Consider the following 25475-nt stretch of genomic DNA (forward strand, 5'->3'; position numbering starts at 1 on the left):
ACGCAAAGCGTTTGCCTTTAGGCATGAGAGGTGCTCCATGCTCAGCGTCACAGCCCTGCCGTCCCGCCCCCGCCGCCTGAACGCGCTGGGCCGCCGCGGTGCCTTCGGGCTGCATGCCTCGGTCCTGGTCGCCCTGCTGGCGGCCTCCAGCGCGCCGACCCCGCTGTACGCGCTCTACCAAGAAGCCTGGCACTTCTCGGCCATGACGCTGACCGTCGTGTTCAGTGCCTACGCGCTCGCCCTGCTGGTCGCGCTGCTGACCGCGGGCACGCTCTCGGACCACCTCGGCCGGCGCCCGGTCCTCGCCGGGGCGCTGCTGGCCGAAGCCGTCGCGATGGCCGCCTTCGCCACCGCCCAGGGGGTGCTGGCCCTGACCGCCGCCCGGATCCTGCAGGGCCTGGCCACCGGCGTGGCCACCAGCGCCGCCGGAGCCGCCCTGCTCGACTTCGAGGACCCCGACCGCCCTGGCCGGGCAACGGTCGCCAACGGCATCACCCCCGTCGCCGGCATGGCGGTCGGGGTGCTGGCCGCCACCGCCCTCGTGCAGTACGCCCCCGCCCCCACCCGCACCGTCTACCTGCCGCTGCTCCTGCTCTTCACCGCGCAGGCCGCCGCAGTCCTGCTCACCCCCGAGACCGCCCGCCCCCACCCCGGCGCCTGGCGCTCGCTGCGTCCCGCGATCACCGTCGCCCCCGCCTCCCGGCCTGCCCTCGCCCTCGCCACACCCGGCATCGTCGCCGCCTGGGCCCTGGGCGGCTTCTACTCCTCCCTCGGCCCCTCGCTCGCCCGGCTCATCGACCCGCACGCCGCCCGCGCCACCGGTGGCCTGGTCTTCTTCACCCTCACGGCCGCGGCCGGCCTCACCGGCCACACCGCCCGGGCACTGCCCGCCCGCACCGTGAGCCTCGCCGGCACCGCGCTCCTGATCCCGGGAGCCCTGCTGACCCTGAGCGGCCCCCAACTGCACAGCCTGCTCGCGCTGTTCGCCGGCACCGCAGTGGCGGGCGCGGGCTTCGGCGCCGTCACCCAGGCAGCTCTGCGGCTGCTGCTGCCCCCGGCCGCCCCGGGCGAACGCGCCGGCACCCTCGCCGCCTACTACGTCCTCAGCTACCTGGCCATGAGCATCCCCGCCGTCCTCGCCGGCCTGCTGACCAACCTGTACGGCCTGCGGACCGCCGTCTCGCTCTACGCCGCGACCGTCGTCCTGCTGGCCCTGACCGGCCTCACCCGCGCCGTGCGCCGACCGCGCACCGCCTGACCGATCTCAAACTCGACCCAACCACCACACAGGGACCCAGAGATGAGCACCAGCACGACCCGCCCCACCACCCGCTCCACCAGCACGGGCTGGAGCCTCGGCGACATCACCGTCCACCGCGTCGACGAGATCGAACTGCCGCGGCACACCGGCCCCTGGCTGCTGCCGGACGCCACCAGGGAAGTACTGGACGAGGCGTCGTGGCTGCGTCCCGACTTCGCCGACGCCGACGTCCCGCGCCTGGCGAGCCACAGTTTCGCGGTGGAGGCCGGCGGGCTGCGGATCGTCGTGGACACCGGCATCGGCAACGGCAAGACCCGCGCCAACCCGGCCTGGAACGGTCTCGACACCGACTTCCCGCAGCGGCTGGCGGCAGCCGGCTTCCCGCCCGAGTCCGTCGACCTGGTGATCACCACGCACCTGCACACCGACCACGTCGGCTGGAACACCCGCCTCGTCGGCGGCGACTGGGTCCCCACCTTCCCGGGCGCCCGCTACCTCACCAGCCGCACCGAATGGGACCACTGGGCCGCCACCGACCTGGACGAGGCCCGCGGCCAGATGTTCCGCGACTCCGTCCACCCCGTCCGCGACGCCGGGCAGTACCACCTCGTCGACGTGCCCGAGCAGGGGCACGAGGTGGCGCCGGGCGTCTTCCTGGTCCCCGCCCCGGGCCACACCCCGGGCCAGGTCGCCGTCGAGCTGCGCGGCAGCGACCGCCGGGCACTGATCACCGGCGACAGCATCCACCACCCCGTGCAGCTGTCCCACCCCCACGTGAACAGCTGCGTCGACATCGACCCCGCCCAGGCGGTCCGCACCCGCGCCCGGCTGCTCGACTCCCTGGCGGACACCGACGCGCTGCTCCTGGGCACCCACTTCCCGCAGCCCACGGCCGGCACCGTCCGCCGGGAGAACGGCCGCTACCGGCTGCTCGCCGAACCGGGCGCCGAGATCCCCGCCACCGCGGCCTGATCACGCGGCCGGTGCCGCTCGGCCGCCCGCGTACGGCCCGCCGAGCACGCGCGGCAGCTGCAGTGACCTAAAGCGAAATCTTTGGCCTTTACCGCCTCGTCACCTCGTCGCTCCAGTCTCGACCCAGAGGGAGAACATCCATGTCCGCCCCCGAACTCACCCCGCCGGAGGCCGCCCGCTGGGCCGCCCGCTCCGGACTCGTGCTGCCCGCCGAGCGCCACACCGCGGTCGCCGCGGTCGCCAACCACATCCACGGCGTCGTCGCGGTCCTGCGCGAGCTGGACTTCGCGGACGCCCCGCCCGCCGCCGCCTACCGCGCCGCACAGGAGAAGCCCGATGCAGCCGTATGAGCTGTCCCTCGCCGCCGCCGCGGACGCGATACGCGCCCGGCGACTGTCCCCCGTCGAACTGGTCGACTCCGTCCTCGACCGCATCGAGGAGGTGGAGCCGCACCTCGGCGCCTACGTCACGGTCACCGCGGAGCAGGCGCGCCGGGCGGCGGGCGAAGCCGAACACGAAGCGGCGCACGGCCGTTACCGGGGACCGCTGCACGGCATCCCGATGGCGCTCAAGGACCTGATCGACGTCGGCGGGATGGCCACCACCGCCAGCTCCCGGGTCCGCGCCGGCCATCGCGCGACAGCGGACAGCACGGTCGCCGCGCGCCTGAGCGCGGCCGGCGCGATCCTGCTCGGCAAGACCCACACCCACGAGTTCGCGTTCGGCCTGACCACCCCGCAGACCCGCAACGCCTGGGACCGCGGCCGGGTCGCCGGTGGCTCCAGCGGCGGCTCCGCGGTCGCCGTCGCGTCGGGCACCGCGACCTTCGCCCTGGGCACCGACACCGGCGGATCGATCCGGGTGCCCGCCGCACTCAACGGGGTCGTCGGCCTCAAACCGACCTACGGTCTCGTCCCCCGCCACGGCGTCACCTCCCTGTCCTGGTCACTGGACCACGTCGGCCCCCTCACCCGCACCGTCGAGGACGCCGCCCTGGTCCTGACCGCACTGGCCGGACACGACCCGCGCGACCCCGCCTCACTGTCCGCGCCCGCCACGGACTACCGGCCCGGCGCCGGCACGGACCTGACGGGGCTGCGCATCGGCCTGCCGCGCACCTACTACTTCGACGACGTCCACCCCCAGGTGGAGACCGCCGTCCGCCACGCCATCGGGCAACTGGAAGCCCTGGGCGCGCAGCTCGTCGAGGTCGACATCCCGATGACCCGCTACATCCGGGCCACCCAGTGGGGCCTGATGGTGCCGGAGGCCGGCGCCTACCACGAAGACAGCCTGCGCACCGTCCCCGAGCTGTACCAGGAGGACGTCCGCATCCTGCTGGAGGCAAGCGAGTTGATGAGCGCCGGCGACTACGTCCGCGCCCAGCGCTCCCGCACGCTCATGCGCACCGAGTGGGCCCGGATGCTGGAGGAGGTCGACGTGATCGCCGCCCCGAGCGTCCCGATGACCGCGGTCGGGGCCGACGAGGAGACGGTCACCTGGCCGGACGGCACGGTCGAGGGCGTCTCCGACGCCTACGTGCGCCTCTGCGCCCCCGCCAACATCACCGGCGTGCCCGCCCTGACCGTACCGGTCGGCCACGACGCGGCGGGCCTGCCCATCGGCATGCAACTGCTCGGCCGGCCCCTCGACGAGCCCACGCTCCTGCGGGTCGGCCACGCCTACGAGCAGACCCGGCCCACCCGGGCACTCGCCACAGCAGCCTGATCCTTCGCGCTACCCGGCCAACGCGCGGGACCTCGTTGGCCAGGTAGCGCGCCCGCGCTCCCGGACCCGTCAGGCCTGTCTCGTAGTCCCGGCCGGCCCACGAGCGATCAGCTTCGGCGAAGCAGCCGACCTCAACTCCCGACTACCACCAGCCTGCTCGACCTCGCGCGGTGAGCCACCGGCCGACCTGGCTACCTGGGAAACAGCGAGTCCCGGTAACGGTGCGGCTGGTGCCGTCGGCGAGGGTGAGGGTCACCGAGTCGGGCACGCCACCGTTGTCGTGGTCGGAGCCGGGCCACCATGCGGTCCAGCGGCCGTCCTGCACGGTGACCTCGAAGGTTCGCCCGGCGTCCTTCATGGCTACCGCCTTGATGTCGGGCCGGCCAACAACCAACGGGGTGCTCCGCCGACGTCGTCACGCCCACCCGCTTCGGTCTGGAGCCGCATGACGCCTGATGCCGCCTCGTGACACCCAGCCCGTGAGAGCCTCGTGAGAGGCGACGCGCGAGCGGGGGTTCGCGAGTGATTTGCCTCACACTCCAACTGTGGGATGCTCCGCGCTTTCCGGAGCCTCCGATGGCGTCCTCCCCACAGCGCGGCTGCGCGGTCATGGCCGGGCCACCGGGCGGTAGCCGTTCCCGGCGAGCCAGGCCCTCGCCCGGCCGCGCTGCCGTTCCTCGGCGAACAGGTGGAACCGACGCAGCTCGTCCTCACGGCGCGCCAGCACGTCCTTGAAGCGACGGAACGCACCCCTACCGGAGATCGCGATCCCCAGGCGATCCGCGAAATCGGCGTCACTGATCGTGGCGATGAACAGCTCCATGTCCCGGTAACCGTCCCGGGAACCCGCGCACCACACCGGCAGCCACCGCTCAGGATCCTCGTCGTCCTCCGTCTGCTCGTCGGAGTCGACCAGCTGCGGCCAGCAGTCACCGGTGGTCAGGTCGATCCGGCCACCGCCGAGGACCGGGTCGCCTTCCAGCAGCCCGGACAACTCCTCCAGATCCACCGGCAACGGCCTGAGCGGTGGCACCGGGCCGCGCCCCAGGGCAGCCGCAAGCTGCCGCGCCAGCTCCGCATCCCCCTCCCAGTCGCGCTCACCGAGTGCGGCGATGCACCGCTCGGCCAGGTCCGCCGCCCCTGGCACCCGCGCGGTCATCGCGTCGCCGACCGCATCTCCGACCTGCTGCAGCACCTCCGCGAACGGCAGCCCCGACAGCAGCGCGACCAGCGCCGCCCCGTCACCGGCATGGCGCGCGGCGCGCAGCCGCCGAAGACTCTCCTCGCTCCACGTACCCCTCATGGACGGCACAGTAGCCGCGCACCCGGTCCGGCGAACGCCAGGTCCGCGTTCAGGGAACGGTCCTGCGGCCATCCGCTCGCGGATGGCCCGATGTGCTGGGATGGGGTGGATGGGCACGAACACGGTCTCCCCGGACGAGCTCGCCGCGCTGGTGGACAGGCTGCGGTGGGACAAGCGCCGCCATCCGTACCACGGGCGGGGCGAGTACCAGGCAGCCGCCCACCAGGTACTGGAGACGGCGACCGTGCCGGTCGACGCCGGCCGGGCCGGCACGGTCGTGCGGACGCTTCGCACCGCCGTGGACCGGGTCACCCGTGCGCTGATGCACCTGGACGACTCCTCCGGCATCGTCGGCGACGCGCTGCAGGAACTCACCGACCTCTACGCCCGCGCGCTGGAGCAGGCCCCACCCGCCAACCCCAACACACTCGCGTCCTGGCTGGTCGCGGCGCACTTCGACGGCCCCGACTGGCCCCGCATCCGCCTGCGCGCGTTCGCGCCCGCCCTCGGCGACCAGGGCATCGCCGTGTACGCCAGTCCTGGCTCATCACCCCGGCGAGGCCGTCCCAGCGCTCCGCGGTGTACTCCACCGCGTCCAGCAGCTCCACCGACTGCGGGCGCAGCGCCAGCGCCTGGAGCTCAGCCACCGCACGGCCCGCGGTGACGACCTCGTGAAGGTCGTCCTCGTAGCGGCCGTCCGGAATCGCCCGCGCCTCATCGACCAGCGCACGCAGCGGCTCCAGATCCTCGGCGCCCGGCGCACCGAGGCAGCCCGCGACCACCTCGAGATCGGTGGAAAGCATGCGGTCACGCACGGCATGACGGCGATCATCGCGATGAGTTCCGCCGCGTCGAGGACCTGACGGCCCTGGGCGGAGAGCTCAGAGACGCTTCAGTGGCACCAAGCTCAGAATCCTCCCGGCGTGGGACGAGGTAGTGCGCCGCCGGCTCCTGATCGGGCTGGCACGATCTCGTCGGCGCCCTGCCCCGAACGGCCGTCCGAGCCCGGGGCTCTCCCCGTGCGTGCGGCGGTCAAGACTCTCGGGCCGTTCGAGTCCGAGCTTGGCGAAGATGCGGGTGCCGTGGTTGCGAACGGCCCTCGCCGCCGGACTTCGTGCGGCTCACGCACCGTACGCTCCGTCCGCGCCCTGGGACTGCGCTTGGCCACGGAGAGCACGGATCCCTCTCCAGGTTCAGCGGCTGCCCGTCTGTTCGCGCAGCCACCGGCTGGAGGGCATGCTCTCCTTTCCCAACCTCTCGAGGGCCTGGCTGAGGTAGGGCACGGGGAAGTCAAGTCGCCTGCGGCGGGGGATCAGCAGGGCCGCGCGGCGGGCGGCCCGTAGAACCGCGGTCGCCACCGGCGCCGGCAAGCCCGAACGGCCGTAGTGACGGTGGGCCCAGTCCGGCAGCAGGGAGTACCCCAGCTGCGAAGCGGCGCTCCACGCCGGTCGCAGTACGCGGTGCGTCCCGTGCAGGGGTGGGCGCGAGACGAAGCGGTGGATCGCCCTTGCCTCGGCGGAGGCGGCCAGCACGGGCCGGACGGCTGACAGGTAGTCCTCCAGGTCCGCGACCGAGCCGGGAGCGTCAGCGGCCGGAAGTCCCACCAGGGCCGCGGTCCGGCGCTGCTCACGGACGTAGCGGTCCGCCTGCTGGTCCGTCACGTTCAGGCCGCCCCGCAGGACGGCGTGCAGGTTGGACCTGACCAGCGCGCAGTGCACCCAGAGCAAGAGGTCGGGGGCGTCCAGCCGGTGGCTCTTGCCGCTCTTCGGATCGCGGATGCGCAGCCGCTCGTGCACGGCCCGGACACGGGCGCCGGCCCGCTCCGCCTGGTCCCGGGTGCCCCACGTGGTCGCGACGATGAAGGAACCGGTGCCCACGAGTCGGCCGAACGGGTCTTCCTCGAAGGAGGAGTTCTGCGCTATGCCTAGCGCCGCGATCGGATGCAGGGCCTGGAGATGCAGCGCGCTGATACCGCCGATCCACATCGCAGGGTCCGCGTGGAGGTGCCAGGTGACCGAGGACGGACCGAAAATCCCTGCATCGGTGGGGTTCTGGCCACCGGGGTGGATGAGGGTACGCATGGCTGGCCTTTCCTGTTCTGCTATGGCGTGGACTTCCTGCAAGGCAGACGAACATGCCCGGGCTCCTCCGCCCCCGGCAGCCGCCCACCGCGCGATCGCACGGGGCCTTCAGGCGGCCCGCGGCAGCTCGACCGACTCCAATGCCTCGGCAAAGTCAGGCAGTCGCCGCGGGCCGTCGCCCAGCAGGTCCGTCACCCGCAGCAGCGCCGCCGCGACGGCGGGCAGGTCCCCCGGCCTCAGGTCGGCCCGCTCGCCGTGCCGGAGCCGGACCGGCATGCCGACTGGCAGGCTCCGGAACGCCTTCACCTGCTTGAGCGGGGCGCGGCGCTCGGGCCCGCTCAGCCCGCCCCACACACCGTACTGCTCGCCGCACTCGATCGCCCGGCGCTGGCATTCACGGCGGACCGGACACACGTGGCAGATCTGCTCCGAGCGGTCCATCGGGAAATCATCGGCCGGCACCACAACGCCGTTGTCCGGGAAGGAGATCTCCGGGTCGACGACGGTCCCCCCGGACAACGGCCGGGGCTGACAGGCCGCGTCGGCCATCGGTGCGACCCGGGGCCGGACCTCCTCGGCGGACCGGGCCCAGGACTGCACGACGGACATGGCGCACACCCTTTCGTAAGGAACTGTAGGCGGTGGGGGGCGGTGCAGCGCACCGGGCGGCACGCCGCACACGCCAAGGCGGCTCAGTAGCCAGCGGCGCTGCCGCTCGCCGCCGGGGAGGCCGATCCGGCGGCGGCCTTCCTGCCCTCGGGCATGCTCGCGAACCGGCCGATCAGCACCACGACCTCACCGCAGGCGATGTCCCGGTCGATGTCCTGCAGCACATGCAGGGCACTGAAATGCTTATTGCACCGCGAATCGGCACCAACGTCATCGCCGCCCCGCTTCCAAGGTCGCCGCTTCCTGATCCTGTGCCCCCTTACGGCCCCCGCGACGGGTTGGTTCAGGTCCGAGTCGTACTTTCCCGGCGGGCACGGCCTGTCGGTCTCGCCGACTGCAGACGGCGGACGAACCGGGCTGCGAGGTCTGCTGCGGACGGCCCGAAAGTCGCTGACGCCGGGTTGAACCTCAGCGAGCGGTCAGCCGTAAACGCGGTCGGTCCGGCCGGATCCCACGGTGAGGATCCCGGCCGGACCGACCACCCGGCTGCCGAACCGCTCGGCGGCCGGACCGAATCCGACCAGAACTGCCCGGAGGCTGCCCGCATGTCGTCAGAAGTCGCTTGGATGGAAAGGGAGTCGGGCTCGCAACCGGTGCCTCCGCTCACGCCGGAGCGCTTCCTGGCAGTCCTCGCGCTGGCCGTACCCGTGGTCGCGTTGCTGTGGGTCCCCTCGTACAGCAAGTCGGCCCCGGCGCTCGGCGGGGTGCCGTTCTTCTACTGGTACCAGCTGATGTGGGTGCCGCTGGCGGCGGTCTTCACCGGTGCGGCTCATCTGCTGCTCTCCCGCGACGAGAAGCACCGCGCGGCACTGAACGGCGGTGACGCCCGATGACGCGCCTCGCCAACGGAGTGAACGCCCCCGCGCTCACCGTGTTCCTGCTGCTGCTCGCCCTGGTGACCGTGCTCGGGTTCCTCGCCGCACGCTGGCGACGGGCGGACAACGCTCTCGACCTGCACGAATGGGGCCTCGGCGGCCGTTCGTTCGGCACCTGGGTGACCTGGTTCCTGCTCGGCGGCGACGTGTACACCGCCTACACCTTCATCGCGGTGCCGGCGGCCGTGTACGCCACCGGGTCGGCCGGCTTCTGGTCGGTACCGTACGCGGTCGTGGTCTACCCGCTGGTGTTCCTGCTGCTGCCCAGGCTGTGGTCGGTGGCCCGGGTGCACGGCTACGTCACCCCGGCCGACTTCGTGCGCGGCCGCTACGGCTCCCGGGCACTGAGCCTGGCCATGGCGCTCACCGGCATTCTCGCCACCATGCCCTACATCGCACTGCAACTAGTGGGCCTGGAAACGGTATTGAACGTGCTGGGGATCGGCGGCGGCCAGGCCTCCAACGCACTGGTCCGGGATCTGCCGCTACTGATCGCCTTCGCGGTGCTGGCCGCGTACACCTACTCCTCCGGCCTGCGGGCGCCGGCAGTGATCGCCTTCGTCAAGGACACCCTGGTCTATATCGTCATCATCGTCGCGGTGGTCTACCTCCCGATGCGGCTGGGCGGCTACGGGCACGTCTTCGACACTGCCGCGGCCAAGTTCCAGGCGGTGAACCCCGTCACCCACCAGCCGACCGGCTCACTGGTGCCCGGCCCCAAGGCCCAGTGGGCGTACGCCACGCTGGCGCTCGGCTCGGCACTCGGCCTGTTCATGTACCCGCACACCCTCACCGGCGTGCTCGCCGCGAAGTCCCGAAGGACGGTGCGACGCAACATGGCCATCCTGCCGGCCTACACGCTGATGCTCGGCCTGCTGGCGCTGCTCGGCTTCATGGCCGTCACCGCCGGCGTCGGCCAGGGCGTCAAGGGCTACAACGCCCAACTGGCCATCCCCCAGTTGTTCGCCCAGTTCTTCCCTGGCTGGTTCGCCGGCGTGGCCTTCGCGGCCATCGGCATCGGTGCCCTCGTCCCGGCCGCGATCATGTCCATCGGAGCGGCCAACCTCTTCACCCGCAACGTCTACAAAGAGTTCCTGAAGCCGGACGCCACGCCGGAGCAGCAGACCAAGGTCGCCAAACTCGCCTCCCTGCTGGTCAAGTTCGGCGCCCTGGCGTTCGTCGTCGGCATGGACAAGCAGTTCGCGATCAACCTGCAGCTGCTCGGCGGCCTGTGGATCCTGCAGACCCTGCCGACCGTCGCAGCGGGCCTGTTCACCCGTTGGTTCCACCGGTGGGCGCTGCTGGCCGGCTGGGCCGTGGGCATGGCGTACGGCACCTGGCAGGCGTACGGGATCGCCACCCCGGCCACCAGGCACTTCGGCGGCAGCACCGCGGTGGTCCCGTTCATCGGCGAGACCGGCTACATCGGGCTGACCGCCTTCGCCCTCAACCTGCTCGTCGCGCTCGCTCTCACCGTGCTGCTGCGGGCCCTCGGTGCCCCGCAGGGCAAGGACGAGACCAGCCCGGAGGACTACCGTGTCGAGGCCGGGACAGCGGCGGACGCCCCCGAGCCCGCGCCGGTCCCGGCGCTGACCGCTGCGAGCTGACGCCTGCGGGCAGCCGAAAGGGGTGGCGCCGTTCGGCGTCGCCCCTCGAACCGGGCGGAGAACGCCCGGACGAGCTCAGGCGCGTGGGGCGGATGGTGGCGAAATCCGCACACCCGGCCGGTACTTGGGGATCCGCACGGTGATCTTCATGCCGGCCTCCACCCCGGTCTCGATCACCAGGCCGTATTCGTCCCCGTAGACATGGCGCAGGCGCTCGTCCACGTTGCCCAGGCCGATGCCGTGGGACGGCCCGCCCTCGCCGCGCAGGATCGCCCGCAGCCGGTCCGGGTCCATGCCCACGCCGTCGTCCTCGATCACCACCCGCGCCTCCGCGCCCGCGTCGTCGGCCCCGATGGTGATCCGGCCGCGTTCCGGGCGTCCTTCGATGCCGTGCTTGACCGCGTTCTCCACCAGCGGCTGGAGGCAGAGGAACGGCAGCGCGACCGACAGCACCTCGGGTGCCACCCGCAGGGCGACCACCACGCCGCCGACCCAGCGCGGCGCGCCGGTGACGGTCTGCAGGGTCAGCCCGGCGCCCTGGAGCTGGGGCAGCAGATAGAGCCAGCCGATGCCGGCCACCAGCGCGCCGGCAGTCCGGCGCACGGCCAGGGACTCCAGCCGGGCCTCGGCGAAGTCCGGCACGGTGTACGCCCCCGAGCGGCGCAGCGGAGCCGCGACGAAGAGCAGCAGCCAGGCCAGACCGAGACCGCCGATCCGGGCCGTCGCCGCGCCGGGCACGAAGGCCATGACCAGCGGCAGCGTGCCGATCAGCAGCACCAGCGTTCCTGCGGCGCGCAGCGCCACGGACAGCTGGCGGCGGATCAGCGCGGCAGCCCCGGGATCGAGCGGCGCGGGCGGGACGGGGGCGCCGGACGCGTCGGCCGGGTGCGCGGCTCGCCGGTGACCACCTCGCGGCGTGGCCGGCCGGGATGGCTCCGGGATTCAATCCGGCTCGGAAATTCCTGCTCCGAAGTCGCGACCGCGGTCAGGCGTCAGGGCACCAGGCCGTGCTCGCGCAGCGCCAGGCGCAGCGCACGGATGGCGTAGAAGCAGCGGGACTTGACGGTTCCTTCGGGCACGCCGAGCAGTTCGGCGGTCTCGGAGAGCGAGCGGTGGTTGAAGTAGATCTCGGTGAGCACCGCCCGGTGCGCCTCGGTCAGCGAGGACAGTGCCTGGCGCACCGACCAGTTGTTGAGCAGCCGGTCGATCTCGTTGCCGAGCGCGGGCTCCTCGGCGAAGACCGTGAGGTCGGGTGAGCCCACCTCGGTGGGCCGGCTGCCGCGCGCCCGCAGATGGTCGATCAGCAGGTTGCGGGCGACGCGGTAGAGCCAGCGCAGCGGCGTGCCCTGCTGGGCGGAGAGGATCTCCGGGTGGTGCCAGGCACGCACGAAGGTCTCCTGGGTGAGATCCTCCGCGAGCTGGGCGTCGCCAAGGGTGCGCTTGGCGAGATAGCCGTGCACGGCCCGGCGGTGTGTGGTGAGCAGGCTCCGGAACTCTGCGTCGGCCATCCGCGGCCGGTCGGCGGGGGCGGATGGGGTCTGGGTGACGAAGTCCTGGGCGTGCTCGGTCATGAGGGTCCTCTGGTCGGGTGAAGGCGTCGCTGCTCTGACGAGGTGATCCGAGCCTCTCGGCCGGCCAGGTCACGGACATCCGCCAAGTGGCTCCGGGCCTGCGCGGATCCGGCACTGCCCGCCGGCAACCGGGCCATTCGTCGTGCCGACGCCGCACCGCCGGCGCCGGAAGGTGCGACGAACGGTCGAATTCACCGGTCGAACGGTCGGGCGGTGACCGTCTCCGACCCGCCACCGGTCCACCGCCACGCCGCTGACCTGCTGGTTCTCGCCAGTTGGCGGGTGTTCGTGACAGCGCGGACGGGCGGACGGCCGCACTGCGCCGAACGGCGGGCCGAGAAAGACGGAAACGGCCCGGTCAGCATGTACGGGCCGTCCCCTTCCGCGAGGTCGGAGGTGATCAGACGGGTACCGAAACCAGCTCCCGCCCGTCCGCGGTGCGCACCTCGAAGTGGTCGAGCTGCTGCCGGGACAGCGAGGTGCCGCCGTGCACCAGCAGCGGATCCGGGTGCCGGGGCATGCCGTACCCGGCGGCCGGCACTGACCAACTGGTCACCGACTCCCGTTGCCCGCTCTTGGAGACCGCCACCAGCGAGCAGACCAGCGGCCCGTCGACACCACCGAGCTGGAGCGCGACATGCGTGCCCCAGGCCTTGTCCTCCAGCCCGACCACCCCGGCCACGCCGGTCGCCGGGTCGGTGGCGCCGTGCTGCTCACCGGTCATCATCAGCATGGCGGCCGGGCTCGGCGTGGGGCCGGCGGGCCTGCTCGCCACCGCCCGGCCGGAGCCCAGGCGCAGCGAGACGAAGGGCGCGGCCACCAGCAGCGCGGCGGCAGCGGTCAGCGCCGCCGCCGTCCGCCAGGTGCGGCGGTGCCGGTCCCGGGCCACGTCCCGAAGCAGCTGGTCCAGCAGTTCGTCGTCCGGCCCGGCGGTGGACCGGACGTCATACGCCTCCGGCGGCTCCCCCACGAGCGGGAGCAGCAGCTCGCGGACCGACTGGAAGGAGCCGATCTCGCTCAGGCACTGGTCGCATTCGAGCAGGTGCTCCTCGAACCGGTCGGACTCCGGGCCGTCCAGTCCGCCGAGCACGTAGGCGCCGAGGTCGGCACAGTCGGGGCTGCGGTTCACCAGGCCGATTCCTGTTCTTCGATGGCGAGGGCCAGGCGGTGCAGGCCGTAGTAGAGACGGGACTTCACAGCCTCGGGCGGAAGACCGAGGACCTCGGCCGCCTGCTGGACCGTCCGGCCCTTCAGGAACGTCTCGACCAGCGCCGCCCGGTGCTCGGGCGGCAGTTCGGCCAGCGTATCGGCGATCGGCAGGTCGTTGCCGGGCCGGGCCGGCGGCCGGCTGGGCGCCGGTGCGGCCGCGACGGCACGCCACCGACGCCATAGGCCGAAGCGCGGGCGCCTGACGGACAGCCGGCGCATCTCGTCGGCCAGCCAACCCGCCAGGTCGGCACCGACCGGACCGGCTGGCCGGCGGACGGCGTTCAGCAGAGCGGTGCGGAGAAAGGCATGAGCCCGCGTCCGGTCGCCGTCCGTGAGGGTGAGGGCATGCGGATACACCCCGGCTGCGTGCCGCGCGTACAGCTCACGCGCCAGCCGCTCCTGCACACGCTTCGTCAACCCACGATCTCCCCGCCTCGGCTCCCCCACTCCACGGACGGAGCGACCCACAGGTTCAGCGTGATCCACACCACAGCCCGAGAGTCCGGACCCGCCATCGGGTAGCCTCCTGACCGGAATCGGGAGCGATCGGCTGATCGGCTCCTTTCCTGGTCAGCGGGGGCGAAACGGGCAGATGACGGGCGGCGGGCAGAGGACGATGACGGCAACCGACGAGCCGCTGTTCGGCCGTGACGCGGAGTTGGTCCGCCTGGCGGACCTGCTGTCCGAGGCCCGCCGGGGCTACGGCGCGGCCGTGCTGGTCGAGGGCGAGCCCGGGAGCGGCAAGACCTCGCTGGTGGGGGCGCTGGAAGCGCAGGCGCTGGCGGCCGGCTGCACGGTGCTGCGCGGCTGCTGCGACGAGGCCGCCAGCGAGTTCCCGCTGCTGCCGGTACTCGACGCGCTGGGCGTACACCGCCGCAGCGAGGACGACGCCCGTGCGGAGATCCGCCAGTTGCTGCGCCTGGGCGCGGGAGCGAACCAGGACGCCGTCCCCGCGCTGATCGAGCGGCTGCTCGACCTGGTGGAGACCGCCTGCGCCGCCGGGCCGGTGGTGCTCACGGTCGACGACCTCCAGTGGGCCGACGACACCACCGCCGTCTGGTGGCAGCGGCTCGCGCGCTGTGCCGACGAGCTGCCCCTGCTGCTGATCGGCGCGGTGCGCGCCCTGGGCGGCTCCCCCGCCGTGGACGTGCTGCGCCGCAGCCACGCCAGGCGCCAGAGCCCGACGCTGCGTCTGGGCCCGCTCGACCCGGCCGCCCTGGCCGCACTCGCCGCCCACCGGCTGGGTGCCGTCCCCGGCCCGAGGCTCTCCCAGCTGCTGCTCAGCACGGGCGGCAGCCCGTTGTGCGCGGTCGAGTTCCTCGCCCACGTCGGGCGGGAGGGTCTGCTCCAGCCGGCCGTGGACGGCCAGGCCCTCGACCTCGCCGAGGAGTTGGCCGGCGCCACCCTGGCCGGCGCGGTCCGCAACCGGATCAGCCATCTCAGCCCGGAGCAGCGCGAGTTCCTGCAGACCCTCAGCGTGCTCGGCCCGGAGTTCGGCACCGATCAGGCGCTGGCCGTGCTGGACGGCTCGGCCCGCGAGCTGGCCCCGCTGTTCGCCGAGACGCAGGCCGTCGGCCTGCTCGCCCAGCACGGCACGGTGACCGCGTTCCGCAACCCGCTGCTCCAGGAGCAGCTGTACGAGGAGATCCCGCTCCCGCTGCGGGCTACCCTGCACACCCGGGCGGCCGAGCGGCTGGAGGCGGCCGGCGCCCCGCTCGACCGCGTGCTGCAACAGCTGACCAAGGCCGCCGCCGGGTCGGACTCCTTCGCCCCGCAGGGTAGTTGGGCCAACGGCTGGCTGCACGAGCACACCGAGGCGCTGGTCAACCGCACCCCCGCGGTCGCCGTCGAGCTGCTGTCCCCGCTGGTCGATCCGGCGGCACCCGGCGGCACCGTGCAGCTGGCCGTCCTCACGGCGCTGCAACGGCTCCAGCGGCACAACGAGGTGGAGGCGCACTGCCGGCGGCTGCTGGACTCCGGTACCGACCCCGAGATGATCGGCCAGGCCGGCTACCAGCTCGCGGTCTGCCTTCAGCGCGGGGCGCGGTTCGCCGAGGCGAACGACCTCACCGACCGGCTCTTCGCCCGCAGCGACCTCCCGCCGAAGTGGCGCGCGGCGCTCCACGCCGTCCGCAGCACGACCGAGGACAACGTGGGCCACCAGGAGGCGGCGGAGCGCCACGCCGAGCTGGCGATCTCGCTGGGCCGGTCCTGCGAGGCCTGGTTCGCCGTCGGCCTCGGCGGCTGGTACAGCGCACAGTTCGCGGCATCGGCCGACCCGCACCTGGCGCTGCGCCGGTACGACGAAGCCGTCGACGCGCTGCGCCGTGACCCGTCGCAGCGGTTCATGCTGACCATCGTGCTGGGCGGCCGGCTCGGTGTGCTCCACTGGCTCGACCGCACCGCCGATCTCGCCGACACCGTCGACTCGATGCACCGCCTGATCGGCGCCAACGGCGGCGTCGCACCGTTCGTCACCACCATGGTCCTGGCCGAACTCCGGTACCACCAAGGCCGCTGGGACGAACTCCAGGCGGACACCGAGCACCTGACCGAGCAGAGCCCGGCCGAGAACTGGCAGCTCTACACGCTGCACGGGATGCTGGCCGTGGTCGCGGCCCACCGCCGCGACGAGGCGGCGCTGCGCCGGCACCTCGACAAGTGCGCGGACATGCCGCAGGAGGAGGGGTACCTGCTCGACTTCGGGCAGTGGACGAGGCTGGCGCGGGCGGTGGCGGCGGACCGGGCCGGGGAGCCCGGCCGCGCGGTGGCCGCCCTGCTGGAGTTTCACCACCCCGAGCTGATGCACCGCCAGCGGCTGCGCTTCCAGCTGCTGCCCCACCTGGTGCGGTTCGCGCTGGCCGCCGGAGACCGGGCCACCGCCGCCGACGCCGCCCGGCTGTGCCGGGCCCAGGCGGAGCCCCGCGCGGTCACGCACTGGCAGCAGGCCGCCGCACACTGCGCGGCCATGCTCGCCGACGACGCGGCCGCCCTGCTCGACGTGGCGGCGTACTACCAACGCACCGAAAGGCCGTTGGAACACGCCCAGACCCTGCACGACGCGGCGCGCGCGTTCACGGCCGCCGGCGACCACCAGGCGGCCGAGGCCACCACGGCCCAGGCGGTCGCCGCCTGCCACCGGCTCGGCATCCCGGGCGGCGCGGACGCCCCGGCGCAGCAGCCCGACCGCGGCTGGGAGTCCCTGACCGCCACCGAGCAGCGGATCGCCCGGCTGGCCGCGCAGGCCAGGTCGAACCCGGAGATCGCGGCGGAGCTCAACCTGCCGCGCCGGACCGTCCAGACCCACGTCTCTCGGATCCTCGCCAAGCTCCAGCTGCGCTCGCGGGTGGAGATCCCGTTGCACGTCCCGGCCGACGCCCGGTAGTCAGCCGACGCCCGGGTCCTCGGACCGGCGGGCGAGTTCCTGAGCGATGGCAACCCGGGAGGTGGCGCCGAGCTTCGCCAGGATGCTGGACACGTGGGTCTGCACCGTCCGGACGGAGACGCCCAGCCGGGCCGCGGCCTCCGGGTTGGACAGCCCCTGGCCGACCAGCCGGGCCACCGTCAGCTCGGCGGGCGTCAGCGCCTCCCAACCGCTCGCGGCCCGCCGGCGGCCGGCACGGCGCCGGACGACCGCGTCGACGCCCGCCGCGCGCAGCCGCTGCTCCGTCCGCCGGGCCTCGGCCAGGGCGCCCATCCCCCGGTACAGCTCCAGTGCCTCGGCCAGGACCGGCCGCGCCTCGGCCATCCGTCCGGCGGCCGCCTTGGTCGCCGCCAGATCCTCCAGCACCCAGGCCAGTTGGGTGCGCCGCTCCACCGACCGGAAGTACTTCGCGACGGCGCCCAGCCCGGTCGCGTCCGCCGCGAGCAGTGCCTCGCACCAGGCCAGCACCCGGGCCCGGTGCGGCACCGGCTGTACGGACGCCGCCTGCCGGGCGAACTCGACGAACCGCTCGGCGAGTTCGCGATGGCCGCAGCCGAGCGCGAGCCGTACCGCCCGGGGGCACCAGATCAGCCGGTACGCCGCCCCCTGGACGCGCCCTGCGGTCAGCTCACCCTCCAGCGCCCGCAGTGCCCGGTCGGGTTCGCCCGTGCGCTCGGCCGCCATCGCCTCGGCCACCCGGAGCAGCGTCGAGGCCCGGCCCACGGCCCGGCCGCCGGCGAGCTGCTGGGCCCGGCGCAGCTGCTCGGACGCGGCCTCCGGCTCGGCGCAGACGGCCTGCTGGACGGCAAAGGCGCAGTGCGCGCTGAGCATCGGCTGCGGCTCGTCCGGGCGGCACAGCTCGGCGAGCTCGTCCCCGCCGAGGGACCAGTCGCCGTTGCGCAGGTGGAGGGCGAAGCCTGCCACCGCCGTCCACCGCCCGTCATGGGTGCGTGAGCGGGCCGCCGCGGCCCTGGCGCGAGCCTGGGCTGCGTCCGAGTCGGGCCGCCGGTCCAGCTCGCCCAGCAGGTCGGCCAGTTCGGAGAGCACCACCGCGTGCAGCTCGGGCCGGCCGTCCCCGATGCCACCCAGTAGGTCACCAGCCTCGTCCAGCAGCGCCAGGGCACGCTCGGCCGCACCGCCCGCCCGGGCCGCGACGGCCCGGCACAGCGCCAGCCCGGCCAGCGCCCACTGGTCGCCGGAGTCGCGCGCCGCAGCCTCGGCAGCGGCTTCGATCGTGGCGAGCCGGGCCCGGACGGGCTCACCGAGCACCACCAGCGCGTAGACCAGGCAGGCCCCGAGTCGGGCACGCAGTGCGAGCGGAACGCCCTCCCTGGCGAGCTGCTCCTCGCACAGGCGGCCCGCCTCGGTGTGGCCGCCGACCAGGTGGAGGCTGCGGGCGAGGTCCCAGGCCAGCTCGGAGGTCAGCACCGGGTCGTCGGTCGAGGCGAGGATGTTCCGGGCCAGCTCCAGCGCCTGGGTGTAGCGCCGGGTGCGCAGCATGGCCCGGGCCAGCGCGGCCTGCAACGCCTTGTCCCGGCCGTCGAGCTTCTCCCCGCCGGCCGCCGCGCGAAGCACCGGTACGGCGAGCTGCGGCGCCTGCTCGACCAGCGCGGGCGCCTGCTGCCGGACCCAGCCGACGGCCCACCGGCTCAGCACCGGCCCGGCCTGCTCCAGGTGTTCGGCGACCTGGACGGCGTCGGCGCCGGACTCCGCCAGCCGGTGCGCCGCGTCGGCGTGCATCGACCAGCGAAGCACCGCCGGGACGCTTTCCCGGATGCCGCGCCAGAGCACCGGGTGACAGAAGCTCAGGCCGGTCTCGGTCTCCGCCAGCAGCCCGGTCGAGACGGCCTCCCGTACACCGGCCAGCAGGGCGGTGGCAGGCTGCCCGGTGACGGTTGCGAGGTCCGGGACCCGGAAACGCTGCCCGAGCAGCGCCGCCTCCCGGACGGCCTGCGCGGCGCCCGGCGACAGCTCCGCGAGCCGAAGTTCGGCCAGCTCGGTGAAGGCCGGCTCGGCCGCGCCCTCGGCGACCTCGACCGCGGTGTCGGTGCGGCGCAGCAGGCCCTGCCGGTCCAGCACGTCGAGGAGTTCCAGCAGATAGCGGGGGTTGCCGCCGACCTGCGACAGCAGCCGTACGAGGCTCTCGCCGGACGGGGCACCCAGCCGGTGACGGGCCAGCGCCAGGGTGGCGTCCGGCGCGAGCGGGCCGAGTTCGATCACGTCGTCGTCCAGCCGGCCCGCCACCACCAGGGACTCCACCGGCCGGGACCACTGCCCGTACCGCACGCACGCCAGCAGTAGCAGCGGCAGGTCCACGGCCGCCCGGGCCAGCCGGCGCCAGAGCGCGACCGAGGCGTCGTCCAGCCACTGCGCGTGGTCGATCACCAGGACCAGCGGCCCTTGGGCGCACTGCTCCTCGACCGCTTCCAGCAGCAGCCCGCTGGTCGCGGCCACCGACATCGCGCCGCCCGCGCTGCGGGCCAGCTCGGCCAGGTCCGGGCTGGAGCGGTAGAGCGCCTGGCCGCTCGACGTACGGCACTCCAGGAAAGGCAGCAGCGGCAGCCGCCGACCGAGCTCGTCCGCCTCGCCGCGCCAGACCTGCAGGCCGGCCCGGACCGGCTCGGCCAGGCAGTGCTCCACCAGACCGGTCACGCCCGCGCCGGCCTCGCCGGTCACGAGCACTCCTCCGCCGGCACCGTTCCGGGCCCTGGTCAGCCGGTCCCGCAGGCCGGCCTTCTCGTGCTCACGACCGAACAGGGCGGCGACGTCGGCGGTGCTGCCCGGCCGGCGCCCCGAGGCGGTGAAGACGGCATCCAAGCGGAACTCCTCAGCGGTACGGTGGTCGGTCCGGCGCGCCATCGGTCGTCAGGTGCGATCCGGTTTCCCGGACCTCATTCTCCGCTGGAGGACGACCCGCCCACATCCCGGACACGTACCCACCGGACTACGTGGTCAGCCGTCCCGGCGGACGACCCAGACCGCGAGCTGGGCACGCGAGGCGAGGTCCGGCTCGGTCGTGATTCATCTGTCCAATCGTGCCGACCGGAACCCGTCAGGAAACGGTGGACTCGGCCCGGACGGCCGCCTCCGGGCGGTGCAGTACACAGCAGGCGGCGGGGTCCGAACACAAGTGGCGCGACGGCCAGTTCCCGGAACTCCGTTCCTACGGCGTGCTGAAGCCGGGCGGCGTCCTGGTCTCCACCGTGTGGGTCCCCGCGGCCCAGGAGGCGGCCGAGCGCCACGGCATCCGGGTCGAGCCGTTCTTCATGCACCCCAGCGGCGAGCAGTTGGAGACGCTCGCGCGCCTCGTCGACGCCGGCACGGTCCGGCCCTTCATCGACCGTGCGTACAGCCTCGACGAGACCGCCGACGCCCTGCGCCACAGCGCCTCGAAGCGCGCCAAGGGGAAGATCGTCATCCGCGTCTCCTGACCGGCCCACGACTCCCCTGCACCGACCGCCCGGCACCACGCCGGGCGGTCGTCCGCGTTCGCCCACTGCCGCTCGGCCCGTGCCCGGGCGGAACGCCCGTCGGTTCTCGGGGAGAACCGACGGGCTTCGGTGCGCTCACGGCGGAGATCGGACCTCGCCGACCTTCTGCCTGCCGGGATCAGTACCGCCCGGCGATCGGTCCCCGGAAAGCCGAGCGGGACCCCGGCCGGGCCACAAGGCCCGTTGCCGGAGTCCCGCTCGATCGGCCCGCCGGGGCCCCGGTGCTCGGGACCGCTCAGTCCCCGAAGCGGATGGAGGCGATCTTCATGTCGAAGCCGATCACACTGAGATCCGGGATGCTGGCGGTCACCACCGCCGAGGTGCCGGTGCAGTCGGGGCCCGTCCAGATCTTGACCGGCCCGCCGCTGAGATCCAGCGAGGCGGCCTGGCTCCCCTTCTGGACGTTCTTGCAGCCGGGACCGCTGACGGCCTCCGAACCGTTCGGCTCGCTGAACTTGACGCCGGTGTCGATCGTGGCCACCCCGCTGCCGAGGGCCACCGGGGTCCCGGTTGTGCCCGGCGCGGCGACGGACGCGCTCGGCGAAGCGGGTGCGCTCGGCGCGGTGGCGGTGGCCGTCGGCGCGGCGGACGCGGTGGGTGCACCACTCCCGGCGGCCGGGCGCAGCACCTTCCCGCCGTGCGGCGACACCGCGAACCAGGTGCCGCCGACCCCCTCCCCGTTCGTCTGCCCCGGGGCGGTGTCCTTGCTGAAGCGGTACACCGGCCAGCCACCGATGGTCACCTGACGCGTGCCGTCTGCCCGGGTCACGATGCCGATCTCCGAGGTCGGCACGCCGGCGACGAAGATCCGCGAGCCGGGCTGGACCAGGACCGGCGGCCACGTCGTGGCACAGGCGTCATTGCAGGTGGACTTCGACGGCTTCGCCGTGTCCTTGTCGAACCGGTACAGCGTGAACCCAGCGCCGTCGTGCACGATCGGGGTCAGGCCGCCGGCCGAACCCGCCGTCAGTTGCACCCACCTCATCGCCTCCGGGCTGTTGCGCGGCCCCGAGTACTGGTCGCCGGTGTTCGGCGGCGCGTTGTTCTCCTTCGCGGTGCCGTTCTTGTAGTCCAGGCCGGTACCGGCGTCCGTACCCTGCTGGGACTGGCCGGCCTTGCCGCCCTCCGGTGTCACGGCGAACCAAGTGCCGCCCACGCCTTGGCCGTTGTCCTGACCCGGGGCGGTGTCCTTGCTGAACCGGTAGACCGGCCAGCCGCCGATGGTCGCCTGGAGCGTTCCGTCGTCGCGCTTGACGACACCCACGTCGGCCTGCGCCACGCCGTCCAGGAAGATCCGCGAGCCGGGCTGGACCAGGACCGGCGGCCACGTCGTGGCACAGGCGTCATTGCAGGTGGACTTCGACGGCTTCGCCGTGTCCTTGTCGAACCGGTACAGCGTGAACCCGGCGGCGTTGCGGACGACCGGATTGAGCGGACCAGCCGCGCCCACGCTGAGCTGCACCCACTTCATCGCGGCCTGCGTGTTCGTCCCACCGGCGGCGAAGTCCCCGGTGTCGGCAGGCGCGTTGTTCTCCTGTGCCGTGCCGGGCACATAACTGACGGGCGAAGACGCCGTCGTGCTCTCGGAGGGCTTGGGCTCCGCCTCCGTGCCGCTCGGAGAGCAACCCGTCAATGCCGCCAGCCCCGTGGCCAGGGCGGCCGAGAGTATCGCGGTGCGTGCTCGGATCATGTCGATTCCCCAGATGGTTCCACCGGCTGCCCGTTTCTCCGTCAGCCGTCCGACCCCCTTGACGGACCGCGCCGGTGAACTCCTCAACCCCGCCCCGATCAACGCACGTGACCCGCCTCACACCCCGCTCACGGAAGCCACCCGCCCTCGACCTCCTCTCCAGGGCTGCTCGGGGCGGTGCTTCCCTCGACAGCGGCGAAACCCGGTCCGAACGCGACTGAACCGGGCACCGCGATCACCCGTGAAGCGGGCCGACGGCTTCCCTGCCCGCACTCTCCTTCCCCGCCGCGAAAGGCAGTCTCATGAGCACCTCGGAAACCTACTCCCGCGTCGCCGTCGTCGGCGCCGGCACCATCGGCACCTCCTGGGCCGCCCTCTTCCTCGCCCACGGCCTGCACGTCACGGTCAGCGACCCGCGCCCGGACCTGGCGGAGTACGTCACCGCCCAACTCGCCGCATTCACCCCGACGCTGGCCGCGCTCGGCCTGCCGACCGAGGACCTCACCGCGCGACTCGTCGTCGAGCCGGAGTTGGAGAAGGCCGTCGCCGACGCCGACGTGGTCCAGGAGAGCGGCCCGGACGACCTGAACCTCAAGCAGGAGCTGTTCGCCCGGCTGGGGACGGCCACCCGCCCCGGCACCCTCCTGCTCTCCTCCACCTCCGGCATCCGCGCCACCGACTTCACCGCGCGGATGGCCGACCCCGGCCGAGTCGCGGTCGGCCACCCGTTCAACCCGCCGCACCTGATCCCGCTGGTCGAGATCGTGCCCGGCGAGCGGACCGAGGCCGGCACCCTGGAGGACGCCGCGGCGTTCTACCGCCAGGTCGGCAAGCAGCCGCTGATCCTGCGCCGGGAGATTCCAGGCTTCGTCGCCAACCGCCTGCAGTCCGCGCTGTTCCGCGAGGCCGTCCACCTGGTCACCACCGGGGTCGTCAGCCTCAAGGACCTGGACACCATCGTCACCAGCTCGATCGGCCCGCGCTGGGCGGCCGGTGGCCCGTTCCTCACCTTCAACCTCGGCGGCGGCCCCGGCGGCCTGGGGCACTTCCTGAAGCACCTCGGCCCGGGCATGGAGATGCTGTGGCAGCTGCTCGGCAGGCCGTCCTTCGACGAGACCACCATCGCCACCCTGAACGCCCAGGTGCGCGAGGCCTACGGCGACCGGACCCACGACCAGCTGAGCACGGTCCGAGACCGCGACCAGCTGGCCCTGATGGCCACCCTGCACAACGCCGGCTGAGCGACCCGAACTCGACCACGCGATGGTGCTCGGCACCGCCTCGCTGCGGATGGCCCGATGCTGCCGATCCGGTGAGAACGCGTTTTCAGTTCCCGACTGCCACCCCGACTCGCTGCTGTCGGTGTTCCGCTCTGACGGTGCGGCTGTTACGCCCCCGGGACAGAACGCGGTGAACAGGAGAGCGAGAACGGACGTCATCTGGGGTGATCGGACGCACGACCTGGTGTCGTCCGCAACACCGGAGGGGTGGAACATGCGGGTTGGCAGGGAAGTGGCAGCGGTCGCGACGGTGGTGGCGCTGGGGCTGGGGGCGGCGGCGTGCAGCGACGACGTGCCGTCGACGCCCGCGTCCGCGTCCTCGCCGGCAACCCCAGGGGGTGTCGGGGCCGCGGCGTCCGGCACTTCCGCCTCCGGCGGCACGGTCTCCACCCGCTGTCACACCGCCGATCTCAAGGCCGACGTCCAACTGCAGCCGGATCACCCCGGGTCCGCGATGGTGATGCTCACCAACAAGAGCTCGCGCACCTGCACAGTCCACGGCTACCTCGGCTACGGCGGACTGCTGGCCGACAACAGCCCAGTGGTGACCGGAAGTTCGCGGGTTCCACAACCCGGACACCCGATCGAGGTCAGCCTCAAACCGGGCGTCTCGGCGTTCTCCGGCCTCAAGTGGACGTCCTGCGACAAGGCCGACCCGACGTGCAAGGTGCTGGCCGGCATCACGATCACCCCGCCCGACGAGACCACCCAGCTCACCGCGAACCTCCTCGGTGTCGAGGCCGAGCCGGTACTGCAACTGACCGTCTCGCATGCCGGTTTCACGGTCGGCTCCCTCCAACCGGTCAGCCAGGGCGTGGTCTTCACCTCCTGAGGCCTCCCGGGATCGGAAGGCCCCGGGGTGAATTCCCCGGCGCAGGCCTGCTGGCGCACGTAGGCGGACGTGCGCCCCGGGTTTCGGCCACAGCGGCAGAAGACGCGAGGCGGCCTGGCTGGCGGGAGCGGCTGGACCGCACGGAAAAAGGCCCTGCGCGTGACCGGCGCCCTCTCCGTCCGCCGCCCACCCCGCAGCAGGGGGCGCGCTCCGCAGGTTCCACGGCGTGATGCGCATCACATTCGGGTGGGCGATTGAGACCCGCCGCATCCGCTCCCGTGATGAGTGTCAAATACCGGTGCCGCCGAAAAGCCCATGGCTTACGAATCCCTTCGCGCACACAAGCTCCCATCTCCGAAGGGGGATTCCAGAAATGTTCCACATCCAGCTCAGCCGATCCGACATCGAGGCGGTCGATGAACTCGTGTCGACCATCGCAGGGCGGTACCCGTCAGCCGACGACACCGAATTCCTCAAGGATTCCACGGTCCTCGCACAGCGCCTTCCGGAAACGCCTCTGCGGCACCAACATGATGGCGATGCTGTGGAGCGTTGCCATGGGCCGACGCTCGGTGGGCGTCGAGATGCGCGGTGACCCGTTCCTCGGCGTGCACTGGAACATCCGCGAGGACCTCTACCACCAGTTCGGCCTGATCGACCAGCTGATGCTGGAGCGCTACGGCGAGGACCGCGTGCCACGCCGCGCCAACGGCCGCCTCTTCCGCCTCGCCGAGTGCTTCCGCAGCGCGGACACCTGTGCCGGGGACATCGTCGCGGACGAGATCATCGACGGCTTCGACGAGGACCAGCACATCTCCGGCAGCATCCACCACGTCGAGTTCATCGACGACCGGTTCAAGGACGGCCGCCCGAACCGCGAGATCACGCTGCCCTGGGCGTGGTGGTGCGCCCGCTGCTGTGCCGGTGGATGGCGCGCGGCACCGCAGGGGGCCGACCGGCGCCCGCACTGCTGGCCGTCGGGCGGCCGTCCCGGCGAAGCCGACCGGCCTGGACTGGCGGGATGCGCGTCTGGTGGCAGTGCTGATGAACACCCGCGGGCTCACCGAACTCGTCATCCTCAAGGTCGGCGTGGAAGTCGGCGTACTGGACGGCCGGATGTTCACGGTCATGGTGGTGATGGCGCTGGCCACCACGATGATGGCCGGTCCGCTCCTGCCACGGCGGGCCGGCCGGTGAATGCGAGGAGGCGCCGAACATGACTGCGTGTGACCACAGTCACGCTGAACCTTCGGACGGAACTCGTCGTAAGGCAGTCCGTGGAAGAAAGCACTGTCATCACGCCCCTCAGGAAACCGTTCGGACTGGTCCGTCTGCCTTGCCGGAACACACGGACCACCGGTCCGGACGCCGCGGGCGGGAAGCGAGCGACAGGGCGTACGGCTGCCGACCGGTCGGATGCACAGGCGCTGTCGGACGCTGCCACGGCACTTCTGGCCCGGATCCGAGGCGGCCTCGTCGGTG

The 25475-nt window shown here is 72.9% G+C and carries 23 protein-coding genes and 1 pseudogene; 13 read left to right on the forward strand and 11 right to left on the reverse strand.

The window, feature by feature from the left end; translation table 11 throughout:
• The first annotated feature begins 37 nt into the window (after window positions 1–37).
• From ACPC54_RS07860 to ACPC54_RS07875, 4 genes are all read left to right on the forward strand, one after another.
• Window positions 38–1258 carry an MFS transporter gene (locus tag ACPC54_RS07860; protein ID WP_498962353.1) on the forward strand — a complete coding sequence of 407 codons (1221 nt, stop codon included), beginning with the start codon at window positions 38–40 and terminating at the stop codon, window positions 1256–1258.
• A gap of 42 nt (window positions 1259–1300) precedes the next feature.
• A complete protein-coding gene (locus tag ACPC54_RS07865; protein WP_498962355.1) occupies window positions 1301–2233 on the forward strand; it encodes an MBL fold metallo-hydrolase in 933 nt (310 codons plus the stop codon).
• Window positions 2234–2373: 140 nt separating this feature from the next.
• A complete protein-coding gene (locus ACPC54_RS07870; protein WP_498962357.1) occupies window positions 2374–2583 on the forward strand; it encodes a hypothetical protein in 210 nt (69 codons plus the stop codon).
• Window positions 2570–3961: an amidase gene (locus tag ACPC54_RS07875; RefSeq protein WP_498962359.1), complete on the forward strand. Its 1392-nt coding sequence runs from the start codon at window positions 2570–2572 to the stop codon at window positions 3959–3961. The genes ACPC54_RS07870 and ACPC54_RS07875 overlap by 14 nt, the downstream gene beginning before the upstream one ends.
• A gap of 607 nt (window positions 3962–4568) precedes the next feature.
• Here ACPC54_RS07875 and ACPC54_RS07880 read toward each other — a convergent pair.
• On the reverse strand, window positions 4569–5264 hold the full coding sequence (locus ACPC54_RS07880) for a UPF0158 family protein (protein ID WP_498962361.1): 696 nt from the start codon (window positions 5262–5264) through the stop codon (window positions 4569–4571).
• Window positions 5265–5373: 109 nt separating this feature from the next.
• Between ACPC54_RS07880 and ACPC54_RS07885 the strand changes: the two genes are divergently transcribed.
• Window positions 5374–5928, forward strand: coding sequence for a hypothetical protein (locus tag ACPC54_RS07885; protein WP_498962363.1), 555 nt, complete (start codon window positions 5374–5376; stop codon window positions 5926–5928).
• 7 nt (window positions 5929–5935) lie between these two features.
• Complete coding sequence (locus tag ACPC54_RS07890) at window positions 5936–6127, forward strand: hypothetical protein (protein ID WP_498962366.1); 192 nt, start codon at window positions 5936–5938, stop codon at window positions 6125–6127.
• 330 nt (window positions 6128–6457) lie between these two features.
• Here the strand turns inward: ACPC54_RS07890 and ACPC54_RS07895 are convergent, their stop codons facing one another.
• The 3 genes from ACPC54_RS07895 to ACPC54_RS07905 all read right to left on the reverse strand — a co-directional run bounded on the left by ACPC54_RS07895 (window position 6458) and on the right by ACPC54_RS07905 (window position 8178).
• Window positions 6458–7345: an oxygenase MpaB family protein gene (locus ACPC54_RS07895; RefSeq protein ID WP_498962368.1), complete on the reverse strand. Its 888-nt coding sequence runs from the start codon at window positions 7343–7345 to the stop codon at window positions 6458–6460.
• Between the two features lie 108 nt (window positions 7346–7453).
• Window positions 7454–7954, reverse strand: a complete 501-nt coding sequence (locus ACPC54_RS07900) for a WhiB family transcriptional regulator (RefSeq protein WP_498962370.1) — start codon at window positions 7952–7954, stop codon at window positions 7454–7456.
• Window positions 7955–8037: 83 nt separating this feature from the next.
• A complete protein-coding gene (locus ACPC54_RS07905; protein ID WP_498962372.1) occupies window positions 8038–8178 on the reverse strand; it encodes a hypothetical protein in 141 nt (46 codons plus the stop codon).
• 429 nt (window positions 8179–8607) lie between these two features.
• Between ACPC54_RS07905 and ACPC54_RS07910 the strand changes: the two genes are divergently transcribed.
• Complete coding sequence (locus ACPC54_RS07910) at window positions 8608–8847, forward strand: DUF3311 domain-containing protein (protein ID WP_498962374.1); 240 nt, start codon at window positions 8608–8610, stop codon at window positions 8845–8847.
• The gene (mctP, locus tag ACPC54_RS07915) at window positions 8844–10496 is read left to right on the forward strand and encodes a monocarboxylate uptake permease MctP (RefSeq protein ID WP_498962376.1); all 1653 of its coding nucleotides are present in this window, start codon (window positions 8844–8846) and stop codon (window positions 10494–10496) included. Before ACPC54_RS07910 ends, mctP begins: the two co-directional genes overlap by 4 nt.
• A gap of 75 nt (window positions 10497–10571) precedes the next feature.
• On the opposite strand, the pseudogene ACPC54_RS07920 reads toward mctP, so the two are convergent.
• The 4 genes and pseudogenes from ACPC54_RS07920 to ACPC54_RS07935 all read right to left on the reverse strand — a co-directional run.
• Window positions 10572–10973, reverse strand: a pseudogene (locus tag ACPC54_RS07920) (ATP-binding protein); the annotation flags it as partial.
• A 515-nt stretch (window positions 10974–11488) separates the two neighbouring features.
• Window positions 11489–12067, reverse strand: coding sequence for a sigma-70 family RNA polymerase sigma factor (locus ACPC54_RS07925; protein WP_498962377.1), 579 nt, complete (start codon window positions 12065–12067; stop codon window positions 11489–11491).
• 400 nt (window positions 12068–12467) lie between these two features.
• Window positions 12468–13196 carry an anti-sigma factor family protein gene (locus ACPC54_RS07930; protein ID WP_498962379.1) on the reverse strand — a complete coding sequence of 243 codons (729 nt, stop codon included), beginning with the start codon at window positions 13194–13196 and terminating at the stop codon, window positions 12468–12470.
• The gene (locus ACPC54_RS07935) at window positions 13193–13681 is read right to left on the reverse strand and encodes a sigma factor-like helix-turn-helix DNA-binding protein (RefSeq protein ID WP_498962381.1); all 489 of its coding nucleotides are present in this window, start codon (window positions 13679–13681) and stop codon (window positions 13193–13195) included. The genes ACPC54_RS07930 and ACPC54_RS07935 overlap by 4 nt, the downstream gene beginning before the upstream one ends.
• 211 nt (window positions 13682–13892) lie before the next feature.
• Here ACPC54_RS07935 and ACPC54_RS07940 point away from each other — a divergent pair, with 211 nt between their 5' ends.
• Window positions 13893–16661, forward strand: a complete 2769-nt coding sequence (locus ACPC54_RS07940; RefSeq protein WP_498962383.1) for an ATP-binding protein — start codon at window positions 13893–13895, stop codon at window positions 16659–16661.
• Here the strand turns inward: ACPC54_RS07940 and ACPC54_RS07945 are convergent, their stop codons facing one another.
• Window positions 16662–19517 carry an ATP-binding protein gene (locus ACPC54_RS07945; protein ID WP_498962385.1) on the reverse strand — a complete coding sequence of 952 codons (2856 nt, stop codon included), beginning with the start codon at window positions 19515–19517 and terminating at the stop codon, window positions 16662–16664.
• Window positions 19518–19735: 218 nt separating this feature from the next.
• Here ACPC54_RS07945 and ACPC54_RS07950 point away from each other — a divergent pair, with 218 nt between their 5' ends.
• Window positions 19736–20131, forward strand: a complete 396-nt coding sequence (locus ACPC54_RS07950) for a zinc-binding dehydrogenase (RefSeq protein WP_498962387.1) — start codon at window positions 19736–19738, stop codon at window positions 20129–20131.
• Window positions 20132–20426: 295 nt separating this feature from the next.
• Here the strand turns inward: ACPC54_RS07950 and ACPC54_RS07955 are convergent, their stop codons facing one another.
• Window positions 20427–21743, reverse strand: a complete 1317-nt coding sequence (locus tag ACPC54_RS07955) for a hypothetical protein (protein WP_498962389.1) — start codon at window positions 21741–21743, stop codon at window positions 20427–20429.
• Window positions 21744–22183: 440 nt separating this feature from the next.
• On the opposite strand from ACPC54_RS07955, the gene ACPC54_RS07960 reads away from it, so the two are divergent.
• Together ACPC54_RS07960 and ACPC54_RS07965 are read left to right on the forward strand one after the other, a co-directional pair.
• Complete coding sequence (locus ACPC54_RS07960) at window positions 22184–23122, forward strand: 3-hydroxyacyl-CoA dehydrogenase NAD-binding domain-containing protein (protein ID WP_498962391.1); 939 nt, start codon at window positions 22184–22186, stop codon at window positions 23120–23122.
• A 22-nt stretch (window positions 23123–23144) separates the two neighbouring features.
• Complete coding sequence (locus ACPC54_RS07965; protein ID WP_498962393.1) at window positions 23145–23993, forward strand: DUF4232 domain-containing protein; 849 nt, start codon at window positions 23145–23147, stop codon at window positions 23991–23993.
• 473 nt (window positions 23994–24466) lie between these two features.
• On the opposite strand, the gene ACPC54_RS07970 is transcribed toward ACPC54_RS07965, so the two are convergent.
• Complete coding sequence (locus ACPC54_RS07970; protein ID WP_498962395.1) at window positions 24467–24826, reverse strand: hypothetical protein; 360 nt, start codon at window positions 24824–24826, stop codon at window positions 24467–24469.
• A 199-nt stretch (window positions 24827–25025) separates the two neighbouring features.
• On the opposite strand from ACPC54_RS07970, the gene ACPC54_RS07975 reads away from it, so the two are divergent.
• A complete protein-coding gene (locus ACPC54_RS07975; RefSeq protein WP_498962397.1) occupies window positions 25026–25190 on the forward strand; it encodes a hypothetical protein in 165 nt (54 codons plus the stop codon).
• The last annotated feature ends 285 nt before the right edge of the window (window positions 25191–25475 follow it).

It is taken from the genome of Kitasatospora sp. NPDC094028 (genome assembly GCF_049543595.1).
GTDB lineage: Bacteria > Actinomycetota > Actinomycetes > Streptomycetales > Streptomycetaceae > Kitasatospora.

What these genes read in the sequence shown, in the direction of transcription:
- ACPC54_RS07860 (WP_498962353.1), top strand. Translation starts at nt 38, where the DNA reads ATGCTCAGCGTCACAGCCCTGCCGTCCCGCCCCCGCCGCCTGAACGCG.
- ACPC54_RS07865 (WP_498962355.1), top strand. Translation starts at nt 1,301, where the DNA reads ATGAGCACCAGCACGACCCGCCCCACCACCCGCTCCACCAGCACGGGC.
- ACPC54_RS07870 (WP_498962357.1), top strand. Translation starts at nt 2,374, where the DNA reads ATGTCCGCCCCCGAACTCACCCCGCCGGAGGCCGCCCGCTGGGCCGCC.
- ACPC54_RS07875 (WP_498962359.1), top strand. Translation starts at nt 2,570, where the DNA reads ATGCAGCCGTATGAGCTGTCCCTCGCCGCCGCCGCGGACGCGATACGC.
- ACPC54_RS07880 (WP_498962361.1), bottom strand. Translation starts at nt 5,264, where the DNA reads ATGAGGGGTACGTGGAGCGAGGAGAGTCTTCGGCGGCTGCGCGCCGCG.
- ACPC54_RS07885 (WP_498962363.1), top strand. Translation starts at nt 5,374, where the DNA reads ATGGGCACGAACACGGTCTCCCCGGACGAGCTCGCCGCGCTGGTGGAC.
- ACPC54_RS07895 (WP_498962368.1), bottom strand. Translation starts at nt 7,345, where the DNA reads ATGCGTACCCTCATCCACCCCGGTGGCCAGAACCCCACCGATGCAGGG.
- ACPC54_RS07900 (WP_498962370.1), bottom strand. Translation starts at nt 7,954, where the DNA reads ATGTCCGTCGTGCAGTCCTGGGCCCGGTCCGCCGAGGAGGTCCGGCCC.
- mctP (WP_498962376.1), top strand. Translation starts at nt 8,844, where the DNA reads ATGACGCGCCTCGCCAACGGAGTGAACGCCCCCGCGCTCACCGTGTTC.
- ACPC54_RS07925 (WP_498962377.1), bottom strand. Translation starts at nt 12,067, where the DNA reads ATGACCGAGCACGCCCAGGACTTCGTCACCCAGACCCCATCCGCCCCC.
- ACPC54_RS07940 (WP_498962383.1), top strand. Translation starts at nt 13,893, where the DNA reads ATGACGGCAACCGACGAGCCGCTGTTCGGCCGTGACGCGGAGTTGGTC.
- ACPC54_RS07960 (WP_498962391.1), top strand. Translation starts at nt 22,184, where the DNA reads ATGAGCACCTCGGAAACCTACTCCCGCGTCGCCGTCGTCGGCGCCGGC.
- ACPC54_RS07965 (WP_498962393.1), top strand. Translation starts at nt 23,145, where the DNA reads ATGGTGCTCGGCACCGCCTCGCTGCGGATGGCCCGATGCTGCCGATCC.